Raw genomic sequence first — 24,289 nt, forward strand, 5'->3', positions numbered from 1 at the left:
AGCGTTGGAATGATATTCGTCTGCCCCGCAAAGGGGAAGCTGATATGTTCCAACGCCTTTTTTCTTTACTCTGTTCGGATCGCAGCCAAAGGACTGAGCTTCATTGCCCTGAGAGCCGGGAAGAATCCGGCCAGCATACCTACCAGAACCGCAAACACCAGCGATACCAGCATCAGCCACGGGGGAATATAGGAGGTGGTGCCTGCCATATCCGCGCCCTGCATCGCTACGACTACATAGTTTATTATTTTCGAGATCAGCAGACTCAGCAGATTCCCCAGGAATCCGCCGATGAGTCCGATGAAACCGGCCTCCATCAGGAACATGGTCCTGATATTGTTCATATTACAGCCCAGCACCTTGATAATACCGATCTCTTTGGTCCGCTCATAGATCGACATCATCATCGTATTGGCAATGCCAATCGCGGCTACGAACAAGGACACCGCGCCGATGCCGCCTAAGACCGCCTGAATAGAACGGTACTGCTTCTGCGCCTGCTCCAGCCACTCTACCTCGCTGTAGGCCTGCAGTCCCATGGCCTGAATCTGCTTCTGGATATCCATAACATTGTCCATCTCATCGATCTGGACATAAGCTGAATTATAGACCAGTTCTTTTCTCGGCTTCCCGGACGAAGTCGTGGGCTGCCCGGGTATTACCTTCCCTTTGAAGATCTTTTTCAGCTGGGTCTTCAGAACCTCGATGTCACAATAGGTGGAATAACTGTATTGTTTCCAGTCCTCCGGTCCCCCTTCCAGCAGCCCGATACCCTGGCCGATATATTTCTTCGGAGGGGCGATGCCGCTCTGCGGGTCCTGGGACTGATAGTAAGCGTCCGTATCAAAGATCAGGAACAAAGGCTGATTGATCAGATCCACGTCCGGAAGCTCTCCGGTCTGCCAATAACCGCCGCTGTTGGATTTCGGATTATAGAAATCCTGTATGACCATGTTGCCGAATACAAACTTCAGCTCACTGCTGCCCGGTTCAGGCATGGTCCCCTCCGCCAGCGGAAGATTCATTCTGTCCAGGACCTCCAGATCCATTCCCTGTATCTGAAGCCAGGATTCATAAGCTCCCTGCTTCGCCAGCACGGAGGTGCTCAGTACCGGCGAGCAGACCGTCACGTGAGGCAGCTGCTTTAACTGTTCTATCACTTCATCGGTCAGATATACCGGCTCGTTGCTGCCGGAGCCGGAGGCTGAGGCATCCATAGATACGGCCATCCCGCCTCCATAATACATTGTATCCCCGCCGCCGCTGGATACATTGATCGTTGTAAGTCCTCCGGATTCTTCCACACTGTCGATCATCGACTTGTTCAGGCCGATACCAAGGGAAATCATGACAACGATAGACGCAGTTCCGATAATAACTCCCAGAATCGTTAGGATGGTACGAAGCTTTCTTCTCCAGAGGTTACTGATGCTCATCTTGATCAAGTCCAGCAATTTCATCCTCGATACCTTCCCTTTCTAATCTCTCTTTTTTCTTTTTCCGAATAATCACAATCGCCACAATACCGCCGATCACGACCAACGCGATCACTGGTCCAAGAACAAACCAGATGTTGAAGCCTCCGCCCTGCTCATCCATACCGGGGTCCATCATGCCGGGATCCATCATGCCAGGGTCCATCGCCATAGGTTCCGTAACATATAGCGTGATATCCTTTTCCAGGGTTGCCACATTTCCGGCGTCATCTTCATAGGTGATAACAGCTTTTACAATACCCTCATCCATGGTTGGCTGGATACCGTTTACCATGGTATCCACATTTCCGGTAGCCCCCGGGCTGATATTCCCCAGATATGCCTCGCCGCCGTTGATGGAATCGGCCTGGAATTTTACGGATACATTATAGAGAATGGTTTTACCGGTATTATAAATGCTGAACATCACATTGGTCTGCTGTCCGACTTCCACGGACTCGGGCATAACCTCAGGCTCGCTGATATCTAACTTCGCTTCCTGTTTAACCGGAATCGACACGCTGGCGTCCGCTGTGTATTCTTTCGCGTTGGAATCCTCGTACTTCATATTGACGCTGATGGCATAGGGCTTCTGCATCAGATCCGCCCTGGGCGTCATATTGATCGTCACATCCTTCGTACTGTCCGCCGGGATCTTATCCACGAAGATGGTGCTGGAACCGGATGTGGGAAGGAACGCCGGGGCGCTGACCGTTGTGGTCGAACCCGAACCGCCGCTTGATGTGGTCTCCTCCGTGGTCTGAATATCGAATTCGCAGTTGGATACCGCCGTGCTCTTGGAGGTGTTGCGGATATGTAAGGTCAGGTCAAAGCTCTCACCGGCACGGACGTTTTCCGGGTTGGTGGTAAAGCCGGAGATGATCACCCTGGGCACGGAACCCGTTCCCTGAGCGGAGTTAGCGCCTGTACCGCCGGTTACTTTCACATAGGTGACAAGGCTTGCGCTGCCCGCGGACTCATCCGGATTCTTGAACTGTACCTGGAAGGTGACGGGCTGATAACCGTTGATGGCGTCTTTCCTGGTCTTCAGGGTCCAGGTGATCTCCTGACGCCGCTCGATCGGCCCCAGGCCGCATTCTTCACCGGGAAGGATCGGCAGGGTTTCCGTATAACTGGATTTTTCTATTTCAAAAGGCCATACGGCAGGATCGCCGCTGATAACCGGGGTTACGATTACATCCGTCACGGATAATTCCGCCATATTGACCAGCGGAAGAACTACATTTACCAGACCGCCGGCATTGGCGACCGGTGTCTGCCAGGTGCCGCCCACCATGACGTTGCCGTTGATGTTGGTGGACTGGGGCGGATTCGGCGTCTGCTCCGGTGTGGGATCCGGTGTGGGTGCCGGAGTCGGTGTTGCCCCGCCCGACGTAGGTGTGGGTGTCGGCGTCTGTGTCTCAGTGGCAAAAGCCGTCAGGCTCATCCCAAAGACCATAATACCGCATAATAATATGGTAATCAGTTTCTTACACTTGCTCATCTTCTACTTCCTCCCTGTGTTTACGATTGTCTTCGATTTTAAGTATTTTACCGTCGCTGATATGGAAAATCCGGTCCGCAAAACCGGCCAGATGCGTATCATGGGTTACCATAACCAGCGTCAGTTTTTCTCTTTCCACAATATCCCTCATCAGATTCATCACATCCGCGGATGTATGGGAATCCAGATTCCCTGTCGGCTCGTCGGCAAAGATGATCTCCGGCTCTACCACCAGGGCCCTTGCCACGCCGACCCTCTGCTGCTGTCCGCCGGACATCTGCGTCGGCTTATGGGTCCTGTGCTTGTTAAGTCCCACCAGATTTAACATCTTATCCGCCCGCTTCAGTCTTTCTTTTTTCGCCATTCCTCTGAATGTCAGAGGCAGCGCTACATTTTCCCTGGCGTTCATCGTTCCCAGCAGGTTAAAGGACTGGAATATAAATCCGACCCTCTCCCGTCTGAACTTCACCAGCTGATTCTCCGTCATCTTTTCGATGTGCTGCTTGCCTATGATAATCTCGCCTTTCGTAGGTTTTTCCAGGCCGGCCAGCATATTTAACAATGTGGATTTGCCGGAACCGGAGGTACCTACAATCGAACAGAATTCGCCTTTATAAATAGTAAAATCTACCCCATTGAGAGCGAACACCCGGTTCTCACCTACAGAATAGACTTTATACAGATTCTTTACCTGAATCACCGGCTCTTTTTCTTCTGCCATTCTCCCACCCCTTTCCTTTGTGCCTGCTGCCCAGTATACCATGCCTTTCGTATGGAATTCAATATCCAAATGGCCCGTCCAATAGCAAAATACACTTTTTCACCATTATATCATATCAGAATTGTTTGTATATTAAATCTCGACATATTTTTCTTAAGATTTTCTTACTTTTCTACAACACCTGCCAAGAATATTGCGAAGGCCCTGAACAGGCAGGGACAAGGCCAATTTTCCTCATCCACTGCCATCAGAACTCCTCTGGGGAAATATACAAAAACGGCGGGAATTTGCCGTTTATTCCTGCAAAATCCCGCCGTTTCGTTCGCCCCTGGATTATTCTCCATTCATCATTTCAAAGAGCCGAACCGCGAACAGCCAGTTCATTTTCCGGTCCGGATGGTTTATGTAGTTTGCCAGTCTTTCGGTTATGTCTACTCCGTTGCGCTCCATCGCTTTCCAGTCCTGATAGCAGTCGCATACCGGGATCTGATGGCTTTGGCATACTTCCCTTGCTTTTTCCAGATACCTGTCCAAAAGCCCGCCGTTCTGATTTTCCATAGTTGTGACGGCAATTTCCCGGACTCTCTCGTCCTCGATATGGCAGCTGACTTCCGTATTCATCATATTGGGGGTCATAAAAATGGTTTCGATATCTTCACTTTTCAGCCTTTCAAATATTTTTCCAAGGGAATCCGCATATACGTTGATATAATCCGGCCCTTGTCCACAGTCGTTGAGGCCGAAGCACACCACCACCAGATCCGGATGGAATTTCATCACGTCACGTTCGAGACGCGCATAACCTTGTTCCGCTGTGTTTCCTGAGATGCCGGCATTTATGATATTGACCGTGACATTGGGATAGAGGGTGGTCAGAATATTTTTCAGGTAGCTGTGGTACGCGCTGTTAACGTCATATACCGTTTCCACCTCTCCGTTATTTTTGAAAAACACCTCGAAACACCCCTGTGTGACGCTGTCGCCTAAAAAGGCAATGGTTACCGGCTGACATCCGTTCATATCCTTCGCTTTGTCGCGAAAAAGATTCATGACTTTCATGTTGTATCCCTCCACTTTATTAAATTATTTATTTAGTTTTAAATGAACCAACTTACAGTGTAAACTATATACACCGGATTTATAGGCATTGTATAGGTTTATATGCATTTGTAAAGAGTGATGTCAGAAAAGTTCAAACTACAGATACTTCCCCACAAAGTAACATATTGTGGGGATGTATCTGATATTATTATTATCTTGTCGTTTTTTTCGGAATAAATTTTAATTCTAACGTCATTCCCATTCCATCGGCTAAACGCTTCAGTAAATTTAAAGATGGATTGCGGCTACCATTTTCTAATTTACAAATATCTGCCTGATTAATTCCGGTTCTTTCTGCCAATTCTTTTTGTGTTAAATTCTGCGAGATTCTTGCGTCTGATATCGCACGAATAATATCAAATTCCGGTTGCAATTCTTCGTATTCTTTTTTAAATTCTTTATCATCAAGCATTTCACTTAGAGATTCTTTATAGGTTTTCATTTTGTCCCTCCATTCTGCTTATAAAATCTTTACGATATTTTTTTGCTAACGCTATTTCTGTTATTGGAGTTTTCTGTGTTTTTTTATTAAATCCATTTGTCAATATTATTCTCCGCCCTATATAGAAAAAATACAGCACCCTTGATATATCACTACCAAATTTTGCTCTGATTTCAAATATGCCATCTTCAATATGCTTACTATATGGTTCTCTTAATAAATTCCCTTTTTCTTCTAAAATCCCGATAATGCCATACATTCGTGCCATCATTTTTTTATCAAGTGATCGAATAAAATCTTCTGCCGGATGACTTCCATCACATTTTTCATAAAATTCCACTAGAAATTCTTCCATTATCCAACTCCCTTATTATCTTTAGTCTACTTTTAATATATGGCATATATGCCATATTGTCAAATAAATAATCACTAAAATATCGTTTGCTTTTTTGTCAGTAAACTGAACGAACTTGTGGTGTAAACTATATTTTCATACACTTGAAGTGTTAACATTCGTGCTGATAATTTTTACAGCACTTGCTTACATAGATAATCATCAGAATAGCAAATAGCTATCCTCCATGGCCATAGAAGATAGCTGGTAAGAAATTACTGTAGTAATCCGAAGTGTAATCATCAGAAACACCAAAGTCTTTTGATTAATCTAAATAAATTATAAACGGAGGTCCTGCTGAGTAGTGTCATCACCTCTTCAGCAGGACCTGTGTATTTTTAGAAATTACCCAATCAGCGGATACTGATCCGTCAGCTTCTTAACGATTGCCATCGCCTTCTCCTTGCCGGCATCCTTCTCATGCAGCATGATGGAAATCGCCTCCGCGATCTGTACCATATCCTCCTCGTTGAGCCCCCGGCTGGTGACGGCAGGCGTCCCCAGGCGGATACCGCTGGTAACAAACGGGGATTTGGGATCATTGGGAATTGTATTCTTATTACATGTGATATGCGCTTCATCCAGTAATTTTTCAGTTTCTTTTCCGGTCAGGTCCAGATTGGTCAGATCGACCAGCATCATATGATTATCCGTTCCTCCGGATACGATCTTAATACCGCGTTCCATCAGCGCTTTGCTAAGAGCCTGTGCGTTCTTGACGATCTGCTGCTGATATGCTTTGAACTCGTCCGACAGGGCTTCCTTGAAACATACGGCTTTGGCCGCTATCACATGCATCAGCGGGCCTCCCTGGATGCCAGGGAATATCGCCTTGTTGAAATTAAATTTCTTAGCCGCCTCTTCGTTAGCCAGGATCATACCGCCTCTGGGGCCTCTCAAAGTCTTATGGGTCGTCGTGGTAACCACATCTGCATACGGGATAGGGCTTGGATGAAGACCCGCTGCCACCAGGCCGGCGATGTGAGCCATATCTACCATCAGGTAAGCCCCAACCTCATCGCAGATCTCGCGGAATTTCTTAAAATCAATAGTCCTTGCGTAGGCGCTGGCTCCCGCCACGATTAACTTCGGTTTCGCTTCCAGCGCGATCCGGCGCACCTCGTCATAATCGATGAATCCTTCATCATTCACGCCATAAGGCACCACATGAAAATATTTTCCGGACATATTCACGGGGCTTCCATGGGTCAAATGACCGCCGTGGTCCAGGTTCATCCCCATGAAGGTATCACCAGGCTCCAGCATGGCAAAGAACACTGCCATATTCGCCTGGGCTCCCGAATGGGGCTGTACATTGGCATAATCGCAGCCGAACAGTTCTTTCGCGCGTTCGATGGCCAGATTCTCCACCACATCCACACATTCGCATCCGCCATAATACCGCTTCGCGGGATATCCTTCCGCATATTTATTCGTCATCGGACTTCCCATGGCCGCCATCACGGCTTTACTTACCCAGTTCTCGGATGCGATCAGCTCGATATGACTGTTCTGGCGTTCCATTTCGTCCGTAATAGCCTGCGCAACTTCCATATCCACTGCTTTGACTTCATCTAAAGAATACATTACTTTTCCTCCTGTATGCTTATTCACTCTAGTGAGATTATAACATACCGCGGATGAGAATGGAATATAGGTTTTCATTGAAAAGTTAGGGGGCTCATGATAAGCTGTGGTTATAAATAAAGAATGTTTATACATAAATTGCATGATTATTGTCAAAGGAGTATACTATGAATTTTTTACTTGATTACCGTTTCTGGATTCTCGCCTATCTATTATTGATCAATCTCGTGGGCTTTGCTCTGATGGGCATCGATAAATCCAAAGCCATCCGCCACAAATGGCGCATCCCGGAAAAAATGCTGTTTTTGTCTGCTATATTGGGAGGCAGCATCGGCGCCCGAATCGGCATGAGTGTCTTCCGGCATAAGACGAAGCATAAGTCCTTCACGATAGGGATTCCGGTTATCTTTCTTGTTGAACTGGCCACCGGGATCTTCCTTATCCTGAAGTTCTCTGGTTTGTCCAATTAACAAAAAGGGACATGTCCCAAACTGATTTGGACATGTCCCCTTTTGTTATTCTTCGGCTTGGATGGCAATGCTCAGCTCATCCAGCTGTTTTAAGTCTACTACGTTGGGCGCTTCCGTCATCAGGCAGGAAGCGTCTTTTACCTTCGGGAAGGCGATAACTTCCCGGATGCTGTCCTCCCCGGCCATCAGCATCAGCATACGGTCGAAACCATAGGCCAGGCCCGCGTGAGGCGGAACACCGTATTTGAAGGCGTTCAGAAGGAAGCCGAAACGCTCATAGGCATCCTCCATGGTGAAGCCCAGGATCTCGAACATCTTCTCCTGCACATGATTCTGGAAGATTCTGACGCTTCCGCCGCCCAGCTCGGTACCGTTGAGTACGATGTCGTAGGCTTTGGCGCGTACCTTTCCTGGATCGGTGTCCAGAAGCTCCAGGTCTTCTTCCATAGGCATGGTAAACGGATGATGCATGGCCACAAAACGGTTCTGCTCCTCGGACCACTCTAACAGAGGGAATTCCGTTACCCAGAGGAAATTGAACTGGTTTTTGTTTAACAATCCCAGGTTCTTCGCCAGCTCCAGCCGCAGGCTGCCCAATACGTCGTAAACGACTTTGTTCTGATCGGCAGCAAACAACAGCAGATCCCCGGGTTTTCCCTGCATAGCCTGCACCAGGGCGCTGAGCTCCTCTTCGGTCATAAATTTAGCAAAGGAGGACTTGTAGGTTCCGTCCTCGTTGACCGCCAGATAGGCCAGGCCTTTCGCGCCGTAATCTTTTGCCAGGTTGACCAGCGCATCGATTTTCTTTCTGGGCATCGCGCCCTGCCCTTCGGCATTTATGCCGCGGACACTGCCTCCGTTATCAAGCGCGCCTATGAAGACACCGAAGCCGCAGCCTTTGACCACTTCCGATACATCCACCAGCTCCATGCCGAAACGGGTATCGGGTTTGTCGGAACCGAAACGGTCCATAGCTTCCTGCCAGGTCATTCTCGGGATCGGAAGGGGCACCTCCACACCGATCGCTTCTTGGAATACACGGGCCAGCAGCCTTTCGTTGACATCGATCACATCGTCCACGTCCACAAAGGATAATTCCATATCGATCTGGGTAAATTCCGGCTGCCGGTCGGCCCGCAGGTCTTCGTCCCGGAAGCATTTGGCGATCTGGAAATACCGGTCATATCCGGAACACATCAGCAGCTGCTTAAACAGCTGGGGGGACTGGGGAAGTCCGTAGAACTTTCCGGGGTGGATCCGGCTTGGCACCAGGTAATCCCTGGCTCCCTCCGGCGTGCTTTTTCCCAGGATAGGAGTTTCTATCTCGAGAAAGCCCTCTTCCGCCAGAAAGTTTCTGACCAGAGTGGCCACTTTACTTCTTAAGATCAGGTTTCTCTGAAGATCCGGACGGCGCAGATCCAGATAGCGGTATTTTAAACGCAGCTCGTCTTTGGTCTGGGAATCCTCCTCGATGGGGAACGGAGGCGTCTCCGATTCGGATAAGATCCGAAGCTCCGTGGCCCGCAGCTCGATATCCCCGGTCGCCAGGTTCTCGTTCACAGCCCCGGCTCTCTTCTCGATACGGCCGACCGCGGCGATCACGAATTCATTTCTCAGCTTTTCCGCTTTGGCGAATCCTTCCTCTCCGATATCTTTTGTTTCAAATACTACCTGCAGTAAACCGGAACGGTCTCTTAAATCCACAAAGATCATGCTTCCCAGATTCCGCCGTTTCTGTACCCATCCCATGACGGTTACGGTTTCACCAATATTCTGATTGCTCACTTCTGTACATCTGTGGGTCCTGTGCAGCCCCTTCATTGCCTCTGCCATATCTTTCTTATTCTCCTGACTTTAACGAATTTTCTGACTTTAACGAATTTTCCGACTTTACCGAATCTTCCCATTTTACCGAATTTTCGGTCTAACCATTTTCTACAAATCCCTAATTTCTTACACAAACAGTCCCGGTATCTCATCCAAAGCCACCTCTGTCTGCTCCTTGGACTGCATATCCTTTACCACTGCTCTATTGTTAGCCAGCTCGTCGCTGCCGATGATTACGGTTTTCTTCGCGCCGATTTTGTTGGCATATTTCATCTGCGCTTTCACGCTGCGGTCCAGATAGTCGGTTTCCACGATGATGCCGTGAGATCTTATCTCATTGACCAGACGATATGCTTTGGCCCGCGCATCTTTACCAAGAATCCCTACGTATAACTCCGGCACATCCATGGGTGGCAGATCCACGCCCTCTTTGTCCAGAAAATATAGAATACGTTCGATTCCCATGCCAAATCCCACGGAAGGGATGTCCTGCTTCTCGTCGATCTCATGAATCAACCCGTCGTACCGGCCGCCTCCGCACAGCGTAAAGCCCTCGGAATTCACGAACTCAAATACCGTTTTTGTATAATAGTCCAGGCCCCGGACGATGCCCGTGTCGATCTCATAGGGAATATTGAGCTCCGTCAGCAGCGCCTGCAGTTCTTCAAAATGGTTCCGGCATTCCTCATCCAGATAATCAATAGTTCTGGGCGCATCTTTGACAATCTTCTTACAGCTGTCCACCTTACAGTCGATGACCCGCAGCGGGTTCGTCTTCATCCGTTCCCGGCAGGTCTCGCACAGCTCGCTTTCATGCTCGGACAGGTACTTAAGCAGCGCGTCGTTATAGGTCTTCCGGCAGTCCTTGCAGCCGATGCTGTTGATATGAAGCTTCGCATCTTTCAGCCCCAGTTTCTTAATAAGAGCCGCAACCAGGCTGATTACCTCTACCTCCGCCAACGGGCTTTTGGCGCCCACGAACTCCACGCCGAACTGATGGTGCTGGCGCAGCCGCCCGCTCTGGGGTTTTTCATACCGGAACGCCGGGGTTACATAATAAAACTTCACAGGCTGGGGATTGGCATACAGATTGTGCTCCAGATACGCACGCATAACCCCCGCGGTACCTTCCGGCTTCAGAGTAATGCTTCTTCCCCCTTTGTCCTCGAAGGTATACATCTCCTTTTGCACCACATCGGTGGTCTCGCCCACGCCCCGCTGAAATAACACCGTATGCTCGAAAACGGGGGTAATAATTTCCGTGATATTATAAGTTCTGGCCAGATCCCTGGCAATCTTCTCCACGACCGCACGCCGGTGCATATCCTCGCCGTACCAGTCCTGTACTCCTCTAGGTGCCTGTGTTATCATAATTTTCCCTCCTGTATTTCCACCTGCAGATCCTTTTGGTTTAACAGCCCGTTTATATCTTCCTCATGGACCATCCGCTGAAAAGCCAAAAATATCCGCATATCGAAATTCTTTATTTCCTCTATCATCAGTTCCATCGCCGTCTCCAGGTCAAATGCCCTGCGGTACGGCCGGTCCGCCGTAAGCGCCGCGAATACGTCGCAGACTCTCAAGATCCTGGCGCCGTAGGGAATCTCTTCCCCTTTTAAATGAAACGGATACCCGGAACCGTCGTAATTTTCATGGTGATGCAAAATCCATTGCTGGATATGTTCCGGATAGCCATGCTCCCTGGCGATCTCATACCCCAGTTCCGTGTGCTGATGGATGTATTTCATCTGCTCCACATCCAGCGCTTCCTCATCTCTGCCATACAGATAAGAAGACAGCTTGATCTTCCCGATATCATGTATCGTTCCGGCCACAGCCAGATCATAGCACACCGTCTGCTCTTCCTGAAGCATGGCGGCCAGTCTTCCCGCCAGACAGCTGACGCAGATCGCGTGGCTGATACCATCGGACACATCCTGTTGTAAGAAATACTTTTTTTCCAGATTCGTCTCCATACTACCCATTCCTATCCTCCATCGGCCAGAAGATTCCGCTTGCGCTCAAGCATCTCCTCAATTCTGCCGATATAAGTGGGCACATCCTTGACATTACCGCACCGCTCGATCCGGTTCTGTGAGGGAATCACCAGCTTGCTGACGCTTCCCGCTCCCAGAGCCATGATGGTCTGCATCTCTTCCATCATAAGTATATTGTAAATTCCGGCTTTGTCAACCTTTGCATAGCCAACATTTTCAAAATTTCCCGCCATATTCTTCTGCCGGTACAGGTAATAGGGCTCCATTCCCATCTCCTGAGCGGTCCGGGAAGCCAGATTCATAATCTCCTCCGTATTCTCGATCTTCAGATCCCGATACTCCTCCCGGAACATATTAAGCCTGGCCGCTCTCTTAATCGCCAGCGAGTGAACCGTAATATTATCTGGGTCCAATTCCTTAAGCACTTCCAACGTATGAGTGACTTCCGCCACTCCTTCCCCGGGCAGCCCCATAATAATATCCATATTAATATTATCAAACCCCAGCTCCCTGGCCATATAAAAAGCCTCCACGGTCTGCTCCACCGTATGCCGGCGTCCGATCACATCCAAGGTCTGCTGATTCATCGTCTGCGGATTAACAGAAATCCTGCTGATTCCATGTCTTCTCAGCACCTTAAGCTTCTCTCTGGTAATGCTGTCAGGCCTCCCCGCCTCCACCGTAAACTCAAGCAGATGCTCATAAGAAAACCTCTCCTCCAGTCTGGTAAGCAGCCGGTCCATCTGTTCCGGCGCAAGAGTTGTAGGCGTGCCTCCTCCCATATAAATAGAATTCAGCTTCTTATGCCCGCACATCTCAGAGACCCCGTCAATCTCCCGGAACAGCGCCCTCAAATACTCCTCAATCCGATCCTCCCACCCGGAAATCGGATAAGACGTAAAAGAACAGTAAAGACAGGTACTGGGACAAAACGGAATTCCCACGTACAAACTATACCCTTCCTCATAATCAATATCCTTCAAAATATGCAGTTCCCGGTTCGCGATCGCTATAGCCAACGCGGTCTTCTCCCTGCTGACCAAATACTCCTCCCGCATCCTCTGCGCAATCTCCACATTCCTACGCCCTTCCATCAGCATAGAAAGCGCGATCTTCGTCGGCCGTATCCCGGTCAGGCTCCCCCAGGGCAGCTCCCTTTGCGTATATTCCGAAAGCAGACGATACACCGCCCGCTTACATTCATTCTTCGTCTCCATCCGATCCCCGTCATTACGCGGAACCGTAACCTCTCTAAAACCCCCGTCATCCCCATTCACTTGAATCACAATAACCCCCGGCAGATACAAAAGCAAAATCCGCACCTCTGCCTCTTCCACCGGTTCATCCGTCACCACAACATCCTCACCCGGAAAAAACGACTTCACCAGCGGAAAAATCTCATTCAAAAACTCCCTATTACCAAATTGAATTGTAATCATCCCTATAACTCCACATACTCTAAATTTTCAAAACCCATCAAATTGAATAAACCCATTAACTGAATATACCCATCAACTGAATATACCTATCAAACTGAATAAATCCATTAAATTGGATAAACCCATCAAATTGAATAAACCCATTAAACCGAACAACCCCATTAACCGGATAAAAATCTCATCTAAACCTAATACCATTAAGAAACAACCCCATCTATACCCACCGCTACCGCCGCTAAACCTATTATAACAATCATCCTCCTCACTCCCAGCCTGCTAAAGAGTAGGGAGGAGAGGAAAGCGGCGGGGCCTTGCGGGGATGGGCTGCAAATCTCGTGGGGCCAAATCGCTTGAGACCGGACCTTAGAACGGATTACGCAGATGGAGGGAGAACCTCGCAGAGTCCGGGACACTGTCCGAGCCGCATTTTGGCGAGTTTGTCCCGGGCTATGCCAATAAGAGGTTCTCCCTCCATCGGAGTTATCCGTTCTTAGGTCCGGCCGAAGCGATTTGGCCCCACGAGATTTGCAGCCCATCCCCGCAAGGCCCCGCCGCTTTCCTCTCCTCCCGGCCCCTCTCAGGCCCCCCTTCAGGAAGACCTAATTAAGCCCGGACCCGTTCACCGAATCCAGGCATTATATTCTCTCTCCCGTCCGATCGTCGTCGGCTCTCCATGTCCCGGATAGACATCCGTCTCATCCGGAAGGGTCATCAGCTTATCCCCCACAGAACGAAGCAGCTCCGACATGCTTCCCCCCGGAAAATCCGTCCGTCCGATGCTGTCATAAAACAGCGTATCCCCCGACATCAGCGCATGCTCCTGCGGCAGATAATAACAACAGCCCCCGGCCGTATGCCCCGGTGTGAACAGAACCCGGATTTCAAAACCCGCTAATGTTAGCTCCTGTTGATCCTTCAGGCAGACATCCGCTTTTAACGATATGTCAGCGCCGAACATGACAGACAAATTCCTGTCCGCATACCGGAGCGTCTCGCTGTCCGCCTCGTGTATATAGACCGGAATCTGATAGGCATTCTTTAAATATTCCACACCCATGATATGATCCGCGTGGGCATGGGTCAGAAGGATGGCCTGCGGTTCCAACTGCTGCTCCTCGATCTTGACTTTCAGCCGCTCTGCGTCTGCTCCCGGATCTATGATTACCGTCTGCCTGGTATCCTTACGAATCAGAAAATAGCAGTTGGTAGAAAGCATACCCACCGGATATGTTTTAATTTCCAGTGCTCCCATTGCCTCAACACCTCATTCTTTCACATAGGACCACGTCAGCCGGTGGTCCGTTCGATATCCATGATTCCCTCTACCTGGCGCAGCTTGTCGGTCACCTGGATCAGCTGCTCCCGCCCGGTTATGTTAAACGTGACATTGATCGTTGCGGTTCCCTGCTTGCTGGTTCTTACATTGATCGAAGTCATGTCAATCTGCTGCTCTGTAAATATCTTGGATACATCCACCAGCAGTCCCATCCGGTTTCTGCCGTATATCTTAAGCTCCGCCAGATACAGGCCGTTGCCGCCCGCCTCATCCGGCTGCTGCCACTCTGCGTCGATCAGGCGCACCCGGTCGCTGTCCGGCAGATTAATCACATTGACGCAGTCCGTCCTGTGAATGGACACGCCCCGGCCTCTGGTGACGAAACCTACAATCTCGTCTCCCGGAACCGGACTGCAGCATTTGGAGAAACGCACCGCCACATCGTGGATGCCCTTGACCACAATACCGCTCTTGGATTTGGCGATACGGATCCGGTTATCCTTGACCTCGGAGACCGTCTCCAGGATCTTTTCATCGGTAATCTCTTTTTTCAGGGTCTTCTGCCGCTCTTCCTGCAGACGGTTGACTACCTGCCCTTCCTTTAAACCGCCGTGGCCGATGGCCGCCAGCACCGAATCCCAGTTTCGGAAGCCGTATTTGCGCTGAACCACTTCCTGGAATTCCGGTTTCATAATCTCGCTCTGGTTGATGCTCTTAACTTTACAGTACTGATTCACCATGTCCTTGCCGCGAGTGATATTTTCTTCCTTGAATTCGTTTTTAAACCACTGATTGATCTTATTTTTTGCCTGCGTGCTCTTGACAATAGCCAGCCAGTCCCGGCTGGGCCCTTTGGAATTCTGGGAGGTAAGGATCTCGATCCGGTCGCCGTTCTGGATCTCATAGTCGATATTGACCAGCTTGCCGTTTACCTTGGCGCCGATCATCTTATTCCCCACCGCGCTGTGAATGCTGTAAGCGAAATCGATGGGCGTGGAACCGGCGGGCAGATTCTGCACGTCTCCCGACGGAGTAAAGCAATACACGCTGTCGGAGAACAGATCCAGGTCGCTCTTTAACAGGCTCATGAACTCCCGGTTATCCGACATATCCCGCTGCCATTCCAGAATCTGACGCAGCCAGCTTAATTTTTCTTCTTCCTGGTCCGCCACGCTCTTCTTGCCATCGGAGGATTCTTTGTATTTCCAATGGGCGGCGATACCATATTCCGCCGTCCGGTGCATTTCATATGTCCGAATCTGTATCTCAAAAGGCTGACCGGTCGGTCCGATCAGGGTTGTATGAAGAGACTGGTACATATTCGGCTTCGGCATGGCGATATAATCCTTGAACCGGCCCGGGATCGGTTTGTACATTTCATGAATGACGCCTAGCGCCGCGTAGCAGTCCTTGACCGTATCCACGATAATGCGCACCGCGAACAGATCGTATATCTGATCCAGGGTCTTATCCTGATTCACCATTTTCTTATATATACTGAAGAAATGTTTGACCCGCCCGGACACGTCGGCCCGGATACCGGCCTTGATAATATGCGTCTGTACCTCATCCACGATACTCTGCACATACTCTTCCCTGGCGCTTTTGCGAAGCGCGATTTTCTCCACCAGATCATAGTACACATCCGGCTGCAGATATTTTAAGGCCAGATCATCCAGCTCCACCTTCACCTTGGAAATACCCAGCCGCTGCGCGATAGGAGCATAGATATCCATGGTCTCCCTTGCTTTTTCCTTCTGTTTCTCCGGCTTCATGTACTGGAGCGTACGCATATTGTGCAAGCGGTCCGCCAGTTTGATCAGTATAACACGGATGTCCTTTGCCATAGCCAGGAACATTTTTCTTAAATTCTCCGCCTGTACCTCGACCTTATCCGCCTTGTATGACAGCTGTCCCAACTTGGTGACCCCGTCCACTAAAAGAGCGACCTCATTGCCGAAACCGGCCGCTACCTCTTCCACCGTCATAATCGTATCTTCCACCGCGTCATGCAGAAGCCCCGCCACGATGGTCTCTTTGTCTAACTCCAGATCCGCCAGTATGATTGCAACACAAAGAGGGTGAGTAATATACGGCTCACCCGATTTTCTCGCCTGGTCCTTATGCGCTTCCCTGGCAGTTTTATATGCTTTTTCTATGATGGATATATCTGTGGACGGATGATATTTTTTCACACTGGCAATCAATTCGTCATACAGTACATCCGGACTGGTAAATTCAGCCGGCGCTTTTACACAGCTCTCGATCTCTTTGAGCTTATCCGCCGGTATCTGAAATTCAGATTTTTCTCCCATTTATGCCCACCACTTTTTTCGGTTATCTATTTATTATAATGAGATTCCTCAAAAAATGCAATCTTTTGTCCTTATTTTACATCCACACCGCCGAATACACACTGGGCGTCTATATAGACGACTGCTCTGGGCGTTCCGTAGGGAGGACTTTTTTTGTTGGAAACACCGCCGCAGAAGGACTGGTCTTTCACCATGATCAGCACGTCATCCGGAGCCAGAATATCGATGCCTCCGAATATAGAATTCACTTTGATCAGTACGTCCTGATCGATGATTGCATTCCGAATGTCCAGGTCCATGCCGCCGAACACGGTATGAAGCACAGCCCCCTGGAACACTTCATTATTATAGCTTATTTTTCTCCCGTTAAATACGGTTGAAAACTGAGGGACTCCCGCTTCCATATGAGGCTGATAGCTGCCGCTTTTTCCCGTATCCTCGGTATATGCGCTCTGACCGGTATACGCACTCTGACCGGAATAGCTGCCCTGTCCGGAATAACCGCCCTGTCCGGCCTGCTGCCCCTGCTGTGACCCGTCGAAGCCCTCTGCCTTGCCCGCGCTGCTCTTCGGACCGCCCCGGTAGCCTCCCTGATAAGTATCGTCCTGATAGGAATTCCCCTGATAAGTATTGCCACGATATTGATTTCGATTACTCCGAACCAGAAAATTAATTCCAATTACAACTAAAACCACCGGGAACATCATGCCCCACATCACCCGGCTGGAAAATACATTCTGCGCCGACAAAAGCAGCATGATACCGACGCACACTCCGAAAATATTTCCCGCATTGGGCCGGTTCTGAATCATACTGATCACACAGGGGACAATGATAAATAAAGTCCACCATCCGTCAAAAAACAGGCTGAAGCTCCACAGGCCCAGAACATTTCCCGCGAACCCGATGCCTGCGACGATGAACGCAACGCCCCATAAAATGCTTGATAAGCGATATCTCATAAGTATAGCCTCCTTTATTCCATATTATAAAGTGTATCACACAAATCCTTCACATACCATACGAATTGAAATCCGTCCTGCTCCCAACGGTCAAAATACCGGAAGCCCAGTTTCTCGGCCAGGGCGATGGAGGCCGTATTTTCTATCCTGATAAATGCGTTCAGTTCCCCGCAGTCCAGTTCTTCCCGCGCATACCGGATCGCCGCCTCGCAGGCCTCCGCCGCATATCCCTGTCTCCAGCACCCGGCATCGATCACATAGCCCAATTCCAATACACAGCAGTCCCCCATCTGCCGGGGCGTTAATCCCACCCGTCCAATCAGTCTTCCCGTGGAACGTTCGAGCACCACCCACAGCCCGAATCCATAAAAAGCATACGCGCTCTCTATATAGGCCTTCGTCAGCCTGCGTTCTTCCTCAGGGTCTTTCTGCAGCCCGGGAATATATCTGGTAACCCGCTCATCCCCGTAAATCCGGTAAAGCGCATCCACATCATCCGGCGTAATTTCCCGGATCAGCAGACGTTTCGTCACCGCGATCGTTCATGGTTCTCCGTGGGCTCTCTTCCACACTCTGACCATAAATTCCTCATCGATTTCCTCAAATCCTTCCACCAGGATATCCGCCGCGCTTAAATCCTGTTTCCCGGAATCCGGGTTGATATAACCGACGCAGGGAATCCCGGCCGCCTTCGCCGCCAGCACCCCGTTCTCAGAATCTTCTATAATAATACACTCATCCGGGGAGAGGCCCAGCTCCTGCGCCGCCAACAAAAATACGTCCGGTTCCGGCTTCGGCTTATCCAGCGTGTCCGCGCTGACCATCCGGTCAAAGTATTCCGTTACCCCGATCCCCCGGATCGATTCCTCAATCAAAGCTTCCACGGAAGAGGAGGCCACCGCCAGCTTCAATCCCGCATTGTGCAGTTTCCGGATTAATTCCACCGCGCCCGGTACCGGCGGATAACCTTCCGTCTTAAATATCTCACTCTGCTTTTTCAGCCCTCTGGCCTGGATCTCCTCCACGCTCAGCGTAAGCCCGAACCGGTTTATTATTTCTTCCACTACCCGGTACTGGGTGGAGCCCACCGTCTTCTGGTAAATCTCATAGGTATATTCTTCTTCACATCCCAGCTCTTCCAACACCTGCCGGTAAGCTTCATAATGAACCGGCTCGCTGTTGATGATCACGCCGTCCATATCAAAGATGACTCCTTTTAGCATATGTTTAAACTCCTAACAAATGAATTTACATAGAACATACCATTCCTTTAGACAAATAGCAACATTTTTTTGGTGGGGGTGCGGAGCAGGGCGGGAAGCAGGCAGGCTGAGGCAGCGGGTGTAAGATCAGGCGGCATATGGTTTGGATGCGGCAGTTTTCGTAAGGGGAGGCCGGCCGGGGCTTCGGTATCGTTGGGGGGTGCGTTCGAGGGGGCTTCGGATTTCTAATAGGCCAGGATTTTAGCCAGGACAGCCCGGGGCCGGACAAACTCGCATTCGCTCAGACACTGTCCGGCCCCGGGCTTGGCTAAAATTCTGCCCTATAAGAAATCCATAAGACCTCTCAATGCACTCCCAACGATACAGAAGCCCCGGCCGGTCTCCCCTTACGAAAACTACCGCATCCAAACCATATGCCGCCTGATCTTACATCCGCGCCTCAGCCTGCCTGCTTCCCGCCCTGCTCCGCCTGCAAAAAAATGACGGAGGGGGAGGGCGATGGTGGGATTATTGTAAGATTGCTCCGGTGTTGGCGGAGGTTACGCTTTTGGCGTAGCGGGTTAGGTAGCCGACTTTTGCTTTTGGGGTGGGTGGGGTCCAGCGGGTTTTTCGATCCTTTAGGATTTGATCGGGTACCGCTAGGTGGATGGTGTGGGTGGGGATGTCGATTTCGATTTGGTCGTTTTCTTCGATCAGGGCGATGGGACCTCCCAGGGCGGCTTCGGGGGATACGTGGCCTATGGCGGCGCCCCGGGTGGCGCCGGAGAACCGGCCGTCGGTGATTAGGGCTACGCTGCTGCCGAGTCCGCTTCCCATGATGGCGGAGGTGGGATTGAGCATTTCACGCATGCCAGGACCGCCTTTGGGGCCTTCGTACCGGATGACGATGATGTCGCCGGGGCGGATGAGGCCCTGGTAGATGGATTGGAGGGCTTCTTCTTCACTGTTGAATACCCGGGCTCTTCCCGTGTGTTTCATCATTTCCGGGGAGACGGCCGAACGCTTGACCACACAGCCGTCCGGGGCCAGATTGCCTTTTAGGACGGCGATCCCTCCGGTAGGGCTGTATGGGTTTTGGAACGGACGGATTACTTCCGGGTCCTTGATTTCACAGTCTTTTATATTTTCTGCTATGGTCCGGCCAGTGCAGGTCATCAGGTTCGTATGTAGCAGGCCCGGTTTGCTGATCTCGTGCATGACGGCGCGGATTCCTCCCGCCCGGTTCAGGTCTTCGACGTAGTGGGGACCGGCCGGGGCCAGATGGCAGAGGTTCGGCGTTTTCTCTGAGATCTCATTTGCGAGATCCAGATCCAGGGTAATATCACACTCATGAGCGATAGCCGGCAGATGGAGCATGCTGTTCGTGCTGCATCCCAGAGCCATATCGATGGTCAGAGCATTTAAAAAGGCTTCCCGGGTCATAATGTCCCTCGGTTTTATATCCTGTGCTACCAATTTCAGAATCTGCATGCCTGTGCGCTTTGCCAGCCTTAAGCGCTCCGAGTGGACGGCGGGTATCGTACCGTTTCCGGGCATCGCCATGCCCAGTACCTCGGTCAGGCAGTTCATACTGTTCGCCGTGAACATCCCGGAACAGGAACCGCAGGTGGGACAGGCGTTCCGCTCACAGTCTTTGACTTCCTTTTCTTTCACCTCTCCCGATATATACCGGCTTACCACCTCGGATACATCGGAGTAGCTGATCCTTTCCCCTCCGTTTCTTCCGGCCAGCATCGGGCCGCCGCTCACAAAGATTGAAGGTAGGTTCAGCCTGGCCGCGGCCATCAAAAGACCCGGTACATTTTTATCACAGTTTGGAATCATGACCAGGCCGTCAAAGGGATGCGCCATCGCCATCGCTTCCGTGCTGTCCGCGATCAGCTCCCTGGTTACCAGGGAATACTTCATCCCTTCATGTCCCATAGCGATACCGTCACAGACTGCAATGGCCGGAAACACCACCGGCACTCCTCCGGCCATGGCTACCCCCTGTTTTACCGCCTCCACAATCTTATCCAGGTTCATATGTCCCGGCACGATCTCATTCCAGGAACTCACAATGCCAATCAAAGGCCTCTCCATCTCCTCCTCCGTAAGTCCCAGCGCATACAGCAGCGCTCTCTGCGGCGCCGCCTCCATTCCTTTCTTGATCCGGTCGCTTCTCATTTCACTTTCCCCTTTCTTCCACACTGTTCTAATATACAATAGATATTATGTATGCTATCACATATGACATACCATGTCAACATAGTCATCATACATCCGTATTTTCAAAATCCCCACAACCTTTCAGAGTAGTAATATTAACCCAAACCATAGCCAAATCTAATCAAACCTCCTCCCCTCCCACCTTCCCCTTCTACCAAACCTGGCCATTGAGCAGAGGAAGGCATGGAGGCGGCGGGGGTGCGCTTCGGGGGGAGTATAGGGGGCGGCAGGCCCTACAGGCGGAACATCCGCTTTGGCCGGTCCGGGGCGGAGAAGTGGCCCTGATCCGGGGCATTGGGCGGCCGTGCTGCTGCTTAACAAAAAACCGAGGGGATGGGGGCAGGATGCGCGGCGGCGTTCCACGCCGACGTGCAAGGGTCTCTGAGCCGGGAACGCATCCGGCGTTCCTGGCGAATAGACCCGGTTCCTGCTCCCATCCCCCGGTTTTTTGTTTAGCAGCAGCCGGCGAACAGCCCACCGCCCCGGATCAGGGCCACTTCTCCGCCCCGGACCGGCCAAAGCGGATGTTCCGCCTGTAGGGCCTGCCGTCCCCTATACTCCCCCCGAAGCGCACCCCCGCCGCCTCCATGCCTTCCTCTTCCACAGCGACTCCGCTACCGCTCAGACATACTGACCGCCTCGATCGCCACGCTTCCTCCGCGGACCACCTCGATTCTGTTTCCAAAGCGATCCGCCAGCAGCCGCATCAAGTCACTGTTTCTATTTTCCGTCTGCAGGCACTCCAGAATGACGGTATTTTTTCCATAGTCTTTGATCCGAACCCGGAACACTTCCGCGATCCGGAATATTTCCTCACATTCCTCCACACTCAGGTTTCCAGCCTTTATGAACATCAGCTCTTTTTTGTGAATCGGGATGTCGGTATAATCCACGACCTTGATGACCTCCACACTGCGGTTCAGCTGTTTTTTGATTTGTTCAAAGGTCAAATCGTCGCTGGTCAGACTGATGGTCATTCTGGATACCGTGGGATCTTCGGTCTCCCCCACCGTCAGGCTGTTCAGATTGTATGCCTTTCCTGAGAACAGGCCGGATATTTTGGCCAGCACTCCGATATCATTTTCTACAAACAGGGATATCCATCTTTTTTTCATCCGTTTTTCCTCCTATGCTTCCATAATCATATCGCTCAATGCGTTGCCGCCCGGAACGATGGGCAGGACGTTGGTTTCTCTTTCAATGATAAATTCTATTAAAGTGGGACCGCTCTTATTTTCCCTGGCCGCTGTCAAAGCGGCTTCTATATCTTCCCCGGATTCTACCCGGATACCTTTGGCTTCATAGCTTTTTGCCAGCTTTACATAGTCCGGAAGATATTTGGGGCAGCATTTATCCGGATTCAGGCAGTCTCTCTTACAGCTTTTCCGGTAGCATAGGCAGGTGCTGGAATACCGGCGGTTGTAGAACATCTCCTGCCACTGGCGGACATTTCCCAGATACCCGTTGTTCATCACGCAGATGATAATCGGAAGTTCCAGAGCCATAGCCGTGGCCATCTCCTGAAGATTCATCTGCATACCGCCGTCTCCGCTGATGCAGATCACATCCGTGTCGGGATTGCCGATTTTTGCGCCGATGGCGGCCGGAAATCCGTAGCCCATAGTGCCAAGCCCTCCTGAAGTCAGTAATTGCCGGTTCTCATCCAGTTCCAGGTATTGAGTAGTCCAGAGCTGGTTCTGTCCTACGTCGGTCACAACGATAGATTTTGGAAACATGGTATTGATCGAACGAAGAATCCGTTCCGGCGTCAGAGTCTGCTTCCCGTTTGATCTGTGATTCTGGTTTTGATCCTGATTTTGGTCCTGCTGCCCCATCCGAATCGGGTATTTCTGCTTCCAATCACCGATCTTTTGTACCCACTCTTCCAACTGCAGCCGCTCCGCTTCCGAAAGCATCAGCTGAAGGGCCGCTTTTGCATCGCCTACGATAGGGACATCGACCTTTATGTTTCTGGAGATGGACGCCGGGTCTACATCCACATGTATAATCGAAGCGTGGGGCGCGAATTCGCTGATTTTTCCGGTAATCCGGTCATTGAACCTGGTTCCGATGGAAAACAGGACATCGCACTCGCTGACCGCCTGATTCGACGCGTAGTTTCCGTGCATCCCGATATTTCCCACATATAATGGATGGCTGCTGGGAATGCAGCCCTTTCCCATGATCGTCGTGATAACCGGGATACCGGTCTTTTCCGCGAACCGGGTCAGCAGGGCTCCGGCGCCTGAGATCTTCACTCCGCCGCCGCACAGCAGAACCGGCCGCTTCGCTTTGTTCAGTATTCCCATCGCTTTCTTTAGCTGTCCTGCATGGATTCCGGTGTTGGGCTTGTATCCGCGTATGTTTACTTCTTTTGGATATTCGCTGCTGCCGAATTCCTGCTGGATATCTTTCGGGATATCTACGACTACCGGTCCCGGTTTTCCCGATGCCGCAATGTAGAATGCCTCCTTGATGATCCTGCCCAGATCTTTCCGGTCACGCACGGTAACCGCATATTTACAGATGCTTCTCGTAATCCCGACGATGTCCACCTCCTGAAACGCATCGTTTCCGATGAGATTCGTGGGAACCTGGCCGGTGAAACAGACTAATGGCACGCTGTCATAGTTGGCGGTGGCGATACCGGTCACCAGATTGGTGGCTCCCGGGCCGCTGGTAACCAGACAGACTCCTGTCTTCCCCGTAGATCTGGCGTAGCCGTCCGCCTCGTGAACCAGCGCCTGCTCATGTCTTGGCAGCACCACATCCAGTTCGCTCTGTCCATACAGCGCGTCAAAAAGATCGATAGCCATACCGCCCGGATAGGCGAACAGAGTCTGTACTCCTTCCTCGATCAAGGCTTTCACAAACAACTCCGCGCCTTTTATTTCTCCTCCATTCCTCCCTGTGTCCTGCATACCGGCAGAATTCCCTTCTATGCCTATTTCTGTTTTTTCCATCTGACATCCCTCCTGTAACATATTTTTTGTGTATATTTTTTGTATCAGTGAAACCAAAATTATGAAGTCCGGAAAATACCGGCTGTGCGGTCTCCCGAAAGATTTTTGTTGCAACGGAACACTTCCCGGGGAACAAAAAAAGCCCTAAGCCAACTACCTTTGGCTTAGGGCGAATATTTCATCCGTGTTACCACCTAAATTCAGAGATTCCTCTCTGCACTCTGCCAGTACGGATAAATAACCTGAACTGACAAGACGATTCTATCAGTACGGATATTACTATCGATACCGCTTTCCCTATAACGGTGGAAAATTCCGTTGAAGTCTACTAAAGATCACTCTCGTTCGGTCCACTGCTCGGAGGCTACTTCCATACTCCCGAATT

At 50.6% G+C, this 24,289-nt stretch carries 20 protein-coding genes and 1 other annotated feature (1 of these 21 running past the window's edge); of the genes, 1 reads left to right on the top strand and 19 read right to left on the bottom strand.

Features of this window, described 5'->3' with window-relative positions:
- Positions 1–65: 65 nt before the first annotated feature.
- The 7 genes from KTH89_RS00135 to glyA form a co-directional block, all read right to left on the bottom strand.
- Complete coding sequence (locus tag KTH89_RS00135; protein WP_238720180.1) at positions 66–1,460, bottom strand: ABC transporter permease; 1,395 nt, start codon at positions 1,458–1,460, stop codon at positions 66–68.
- Positions 1,423–2,979 carry a COG1361 S-layer family protein gene (locus KTH89_RS24825; RefSeq protein ID WP_275061729.1) on the bottom strand — a complete coding sequence of 519 codons (1,557 nt, stop codon included), beginning with the start codon at positions 2,977–2,979 and terminating at the stop codon, positions 1,423–1,425. Before KTH89_RS24825 ends, KTH89_RS00135 begins: the two co-directional genes overlap by 38 nt.
- On the bottom strand, positions 2,966–3,700 hold the full coding sequence (locus KTH89_RS00145; protein ID WP_238720181.1) for an ABC transporter ATP-binding protein: 735 nt from the start codon (positions 3,698–3,700) through the stop codon (positions 2,966–2,968). The genes KTH89_RS24825 and KTH89_RS00145 overlap by 14 nt, the downstream gene beginning before the upstream one ends.
- 333 nt (positions 3,701–4,033) lie before the next feature.
- Complete coding sequence (locus KTH89_RS00150) at positions 4,034–4,759, bottom strand: SGNH/GDSL hydrolase family protein (RefSeq protein WP_238720182.1); 726 nt, start codon at positions 4,757–4,759, stop codon at positions 4,034–4,036.
- 193 nt (positions 4,760–4,952) lie between these two features.
- Positions 4,953–5,243: a helix-turn-helix domain-containing protein gene (locus tag KTH89_RS00155; protein ID WP_158343967.1), complete on the bottom strand. Its 291-nt coding sequence runs from the start codon at positions 5,241–5,243 to the stop codon at positions 4,953–4,955.
- A complete protein-coding gene (locus tag KTH89_RS00160) occupies positions 5,230–5,598 on the bottom strand; it encodes a type II toxin-antitoxin system RelE/ParE family toxin (protein WP_238720183.1) in 369 nt (122 codons plus the stop codon). The genes KTH89_RS00155 and KTH89_RS00160 overlap by 14 nt, the downstream gene beginning before the upstream one ends.
- 384 nt (positions 5,599–5,982) lie before the next feature.
- The gene (gene glyA, locus KTH89_RS00165) at positions 5,983–7,224 is read right to left on the bottom strand and encodes a serine hydroxymethyltransferase (RefSeq protein ID WP_158343963.1); all 1,242 of its coding nucleotides are present in this window, start codon (positions 7,222–7,224) and stop codon (positions 5,983–5,985) included.
- A gap of 167 nt (positions 7,225–7,391) precedes the next feature.
- Here glyA and KTH89_RS00170 point away from each other — a divergent pair, with 167 nt between their 5' ends.
- Positions 7,392–7,694 (top strand): DUF1294 domain-containing protein, encoded by a 303-nt coding sequence (locus tag KTH89_RS00170; protein WP_238720184.1) that lies wholly within the window; start codon positions 7,392–7,394, stop codon positions 7,692–7,694.
- Between the two features lie 45 nt (positions 7,695–7,739).
- On the opposite strand, the gene aspS is transcribed toward KTH89_RS00170, so the two are convergent.
- The 12 genes from aspS to ilvB all read right to left on the bottom strand — a co-directional run bounded on the left by aspS (position 7,740) and on the right by ilvB (position 23,862).
- Positions 7,740–9,527: an aspartate--tRNA ligase gene (gene aspS, locus KTH89_RS00175; RefSeq protein ID WP_238720185.1), complete on the bottom strand. Its 1,788-nt coding sequence runs from the start codon at positions 9,525–9,527 to the stop codon at positions 7,740–7,742.
- 120 nt (positions 9,528–9,647) lie between these two features.
- The gene (gene hisS / locus KTH89_RS00180) at positions 9,648–10,892 is read right to left on the bottom strand and encodes a histidine--tRNA ligase (protein WP_158343956.1); all 1,245 of its coding nucleotides are present in this window, start codon (positions 10,890–10,892) and stop codon (positions 9,648–9,650) included.
- The gene (locus KTH89_RS00185) at positions 10,889–11,506 is read right to left on the bottom strand and encodes an HD-GYP domain-containing protein (protein ID WP_238720186.1); all 618 of its coding nucleotides are present in this window, start codon (positions 11,504–11,506) and stop codon (positions 10,889–10,891) included. Before KTH89_RS00185 ends, hisS begins: the two co-directional genes overlap by 4 nt.
- Before the next feature lie 2 nt (positions 11,507–11,508).
- Complete coding sequence (gene hemZ, locus KTH89_RS00190) at positions 11,509–12,957, bottom strand: coproporphyrinogen dehydrogenase HemZ (protein WP_238720187.1); 1,449 nt, start codon at positions 12,955–12,957, stop codon at positions 11,509–11,511.
- Positions 12,958–13,576: 619 nt separating this feature from the next.
- A complete protein-coding gene (locus KTH89_RS00195; RefSeq protein WP_158343952.1) occupies positions 13,577–14,209 on the bottom strand; it encodes an MBL fold metallo-hydrolase in 633 nt (210 codons plus the stop codon).
- A gap of 35 nt (positions 14,210–14,244) precedes the next feature.
- Positions 14,245–16,548: a RelA/SpoT family protein gene (locus KTH89_RS00200; protein ID WP_158343950.1), complete on the bottom strand. Its 2,304-nt coding sequence runs from the start codon at positions 16,546–16,548 to the stop codon at positions 14,245–14,247.
- Positions 16,549–16,619: 71 nt separating this feature from the next.
- Positions 16,620–17,510, bottom strand: coding sequence for a LiaF transmembrane domain-containing protein (locus tag KTH89_RS00205; RefSeq protein ID WP_238720188.1), 891 nt, complete (start codon positions 17,508–17,510; stop codon positions 16,620–16,622).
- Positions 17,511–17,524: 14 nt separating this feature from the next.
- Positions 17,525–18,043 (bottom strand): GNAT family N-acetyltransferase, encoded by a 519-nt coding sequence (locus tag KTH89_RS00210; RefSeq protein ID WP_238720189.1) that lies wholly within the window; start codon positions 18,041–18,043, stop codon positions 17,525–17,527.
- Positions 18,044–18,052: 9 nt separating this feature from the next.
- A complete protein-coding gene (locus KTH89_RS00215) occupies positions 18,053–18,733 on the bottom strand; it encodes an HAD family hydrolase (protein ID WP_158343943.1) in 681 nt (226 codons plus the stop codon).
- A 507-nt stretch (positions 18,734–19,240) separates the two neighbouring features.
- Positions 19,241–20,899 (bottom strand): dihydroxy-acid dehydratase, encoded by a 1,659-nt coding sequence (ilvD, locus tag KTH89_RS00220; protein ID WP_238720190.1) that lies wholly within the window; start codon positions 20,897–20,899, stop codon positions 19,241–19,243.
- Between the two features lie 656 nt (positions 20,900–21,555).
- Positions 21,556–22,056, bottom strand: coding sequence for an acetolactate synthase small subunit (ilvN, locus tag KTH89_RS00225; RefSeq protein WP_158343939.1), 501 nt, complete (start codon positions 22,054–22,056; stop codon positions 21,556–21,558).
- A 12-nt stretch (positions 22,057–22,068) separates the two neighbouring features.
- Positions 22,069–23,862, bottom strand: coding sequence for a biosynthetic-type acetolactate synthase large subunit (gene ilvB, locus KTH89_RS00230; RefSeq protein ID WP_238720349.1), 1,794 nt, complete (start codon positions 23,860–23,862; stop codon positions 22,069–22,071).
- A 204-nt stretch (positions 23,863–24,066) separates the two neighbouring features.
- Positions 24,067–24,289: a binding site (T-box leader), on the bottom strand (it continues 72 nt past the right edge of the window).

The sequence above is a fragment of the Diplocloster agilis genome (assembly GCF_019042275.1).
GTDB lineage: Bacteria > Bacillota > Clostridia > Lachnospirales > Lachnospiraceae > Diplocloster > Diplocloster agilis.